Source organism: uncultured Thiodictyon sp. (assembly GCF_903946935.1).
Classification (GTDB): Bacteria; Pseudomonadota; Gammaproteobacteria; order Chromatiales; family Chromatiaceae; genus Thiodictyon.
The window spans coordinates 1-3816 of record NZ_CAJAXH010000047.1 but is presented as its reverse complement, the minus strand read 5'-3'; the positions used below and the strand labels follow the sequence as shown (position 1 = coordinate 3816).

The 3816-nt window shown below is 60.7% G+C and carries 1 protein-coding gene and 1 pseudogene; one reads left to right on the top strand and one right to left on the bottom strand.

The window, feature by feature from the left end:
* A pseudogene (locus QZX93_RS04905) lies at window positions 1–506 on the bottom strand (CbbQ/NirQ/NorQ C-terminal domain-containing protein); the annotation flags it as partial.
* A 454-nt stretch (window positions 507–960) separates the two neighbouring features.
* Between QZX93_RS04905 and QZX93_RS04900 the strand changes: the two are divergent.
* Entirely contained in the window at window positions 961–3681 is a 2721-nt protein-coding gene (locus QZX93_RS04900) for an ATP-binding domain-containing protein (RefSeq protein ID WP_295387876.1), read from the top strand.
* The last annotated feature ends 135 nt before the right edge of the window (window positions 3682–3816 follow it).

Here is a 3816-nt window from a genome sequence, read left to right as displayed (position 1 = left end):
CCTGCTGCTCCGGTTCCGCCCGTGCGGTCAGGGCCTGGGACAAGGCGTACTCGAAGACCTTCGGGGCGCCCTTGAACGTCAACGACAGGCCGGCCCAGCGGACCAAGGTCCGCGTACTCATCGTGACCGTCAGCTCCGCCCCACCCTCCTTGGCGCCGACGAACAGCCGGCGGATCTCACCAGCCACGGTGATCATCTTCTCCGCGATCAGGTCCGGCAGCTTCGGGACCTGGGTCTTGATGATCGCCTTCTCGATCACCGGCTCGGGGTAACCGACCTGGACCACCCGGAAGCGGTCCATGAAGGCCAGGTTCTGGCGCAAGACCCCCTGATAGAGGCCCGAGCCGTCCCCCGCGCCCACCGAGTTACCGGTGGCAAACACCCGGAACTTCGGGTGCGATCGGATGACCTCCCCACCGTTCTCAGCGATCACCAGGGGCTGGCCCTCGATGATGTCGTTCAACCCCGCCAGTTCCGCGCAGGGTGGCAGGATTGAGGGTGTCTGCGGGGGGCACTGGTAGTGGGGCACCGCATGTGTAAAGGTCTCTTAATACCGTGATCCTAGCGGCAATAAATTCTCTCCAGCGTTACTTGACGGGTTATGGGTCTTGTATTAGCCTGCATCCCAGTGGTTTCTGAGTCGGGGAGCCGGGGCAGAGCCGGGTAAAGGGATCAGAGTTCGAGTTAATTTTAGCCATGCTATCCCGAAATGTATTCCAACTTGGTCCCATTTGCTCTCAGTTGCGCCTTTAAGCAATTAAATGTGGTCTGTCCCCGACAGACCCCCAGACAGACCCCGCCCGTTGCCGTTCGCGACGCAAGGCTCGATACTGGGCTCATGGCTAGCGATTATCCAGGTGGGAATTTCACCCACTAGATTACGCGACATTGCCGAGCCGCACTGTCCCGGGAACTCCCTGAAGCATCCTATCCCCTGTTCTAGAGCAACCAGAGCCAACGATGAAGGAAGACGACAAGGTTTACATCCAAGGGGTCGCGACCGAGGCACTTGATACCTTTGCAATGGTCGCGGGGCAGGCGCGACAGAGGCTTGAAAGCGGTTCCCACGGGATTCGCCCAGATGACCTGAGCGACTTCAACGTTGCAACCGGCGAAAACGCACTCCGGCGTATACGGCAACTCAATCAAGAAAGCTACCTAAACCTCCTCACCCTGCGCGATGAGCCGGCCATCGCGCGGGTGGTTGTCGATGACTGCGGCGGCAACCGCGAGACCTATTACATCTGCCGCACCGCACCGCCTTCAGGCATCGGCACCGCCAGATTTGCGAGCTATCGCGCCCCGGTTGGCCGGTTTGCGGCCTTGGAGGTGGGGCAGACCGCCACCCTTCCCGACGGCCGTGCGGTTGAGGTCGTCGAACGCTCGCTGCTACGACCGAGACGAGAGAAGGAGGTGTGGGACTCCCGCGATTCCATCGTCGAGTCGGAGGGGCTTGGTCCACTCACTATTGCATCGCTGCGGGCCTTGCTGGAAGAACTGGCGGTCGAGGCCGAGGAGGACGTGCTGGGGCAACTGCTGGTGGAGGATCAGCAGGCGGCCAACATCGTGGAAGGCATCAGGCGCAGTGTCATCACGAAGATGGAATTGCGCGACCGCCCGGTGCTGGATCAATATCAGGACGAGATCTTTCGCCTGCCCTTGAACAAGCGCCTAGCCCTCCTCGGTCCCCCGGGGACCGGTAAGACGACGACCCTGATTCGCCGCCTTGGACAAAAGCTCGATCTGGAGTTCCTTGACGCCGGTGAGCGCGCAACGGTGGAGCTGGTGGCAGCGGAAGGTGGTCTACCGCACATGGCGAGCTGGATTATGTTCACGCCAACCGAGCTCCTCAAGAAGTATCTCCAGGAGGCATTCAATCGGGAGAGCATCGCCGCGCCCAATCAGCGCATTCGCACCTGGTATGATTTTCGCCGCGAGTTGGGGCGCGAGGCGTTTGGCATCCTACGCACGGCAACCGGCAGCGGCAGCTTCATCCTCAAGGATGCGACCACCTATCTGTCGACGGACGCTGAGGCGCAAGCCATCGGTTGGTTCGACGACTTCGAGCAGTGGCAGCGGACCAGGTTCCTGGAAGATCTGTCACAGTCGGCACAACGCATTCAGGAGGATCGGGATACCGCCGTCTCCGCGCTTGGAGAAGCGCTGAGCACTGTGCTGAGGCGCAGCGAGTCCGGGAGCGAGGCGGCCACGCTGATCGCGTTGGCGACGGAGGCGGATAAAGCCGCCGAACTGCGGAGCAAGCTCAAAGGCGAAACGGATCAGGCGATCCGCGGGGCCTTGAGTGTGCAGGTTAGAAAGGACAACGGCTTTCTCGATGCCCTGGGTGATCTCATCGAGCGAATTAAGGACCAGTCAGCCTCGGATGACGACGACCTGGATGAACAGGACGAGCAAGACACAGAAGATGAAGAGACGACACCGTCGGCGACCAAGCTGCAGCGTGCCATGACGGCATACATGCAAGCGGTCCGCACCCAAGCCCGTGCGGCCGCCGCTGGTCGGAGTATCAGCAAGAAATCGCGAAACGGGGTTGTCTTGGATTGGCTTGGGGACCGGGCACTGGAGCAGGCATCCCGGGGCGATATTGGCAATAGTCTGGTCCGGCAGACCCATCTTCAGCGCTTTGCCAACCCGGTCCGGGATTACTTCCGCCGCATCCCGTCCCGCTACCGGGCATTCCGGCGAGCCCGACAGCAAGAGGGCCGCTGGTACCAGGGACAAGCAATCGCGGCCAGCGAACTGCATCCTCTGGAGCTTGACGTGATGCTCCTGAGCAACGTGCGTGGCGGCGGTGACCTGCTGCGCGACCCACGCATCGCGAAGAATCTGGATGATCGTCGCTGGGCTGTATTGGAGCCCCTCGCACGCCGGAATCAAAACCAAGTCCTGGTCGACGAGGCCACAGATTTCTCGCCGCTCCAGTTGGCGTGCATGGCCGGTCTTTGCCATCGTTACACCCGGTCGTTCTTCGCCTGCGGGGACTTCAACCAGCGCCTGACGACCTGGGGTACACGGTCTCGTGGTGATCTGACCTGGGCGATCGGCGATATAGATATCAGGGAGATCAACGTCTCCTATCGCCAGAGCCGACAGCTCAACGAACTCGCTGGTGCGATTATCCGGGCGGCGGGTGGGGTGGGCGACATCGGGGTACTGCCGGAGAAAGTAGACAGCGAAGGAGTCAAGCCCGCGCTGCTGGAGTCCGCAGGCGATTTCCTCGTGGTAGTCGATTGGCTATCGGCGCGGGTTCGTGAGATAGAGCGGTTCGTCCGTCAGCTACCGTCCATTGCCATCTTCGTTAACCAGGAGTCCGAGGTGCAGCCCACCGCCGATGCTCTGAACGCGGCACTGGGCGCAGACAACATCCGAGTCTGTCCTTGCCCCCAGGGCCAGGTCATGGGGAACGACAGCGACGTTCGGGTCTTCGCGGTGGAGCATATCAAGGGCCTTGAGTTCGAGGCGGTGTTCTTTGTCGGCGTCGATCGACTGGCCGACCTTCATCCGGAACTCTTCGGCAAGTACCTATATGTGGGAACGACACGTGCGGCGACCTATCTCGGAGTTGCCTGCCTTGGCCTCCTGCCTGCGCAAATCGCAGGGCTGCGGGAAATGTTCGTCCCGTCCTGGGAATCCGCGGAGTTCCGGGGACAATTTACTTAGAGGCTGTCTAAGAACCATTTTGAGATAGAGGCTTACTTAACGGCTAATAAATACGGCGTTTGATTATTGCAGATCTGCCGAAGAAGCAAGCGTCCGGATGCAATATAAACCTGTGTTTCGCTTGAAGTCGGTTTG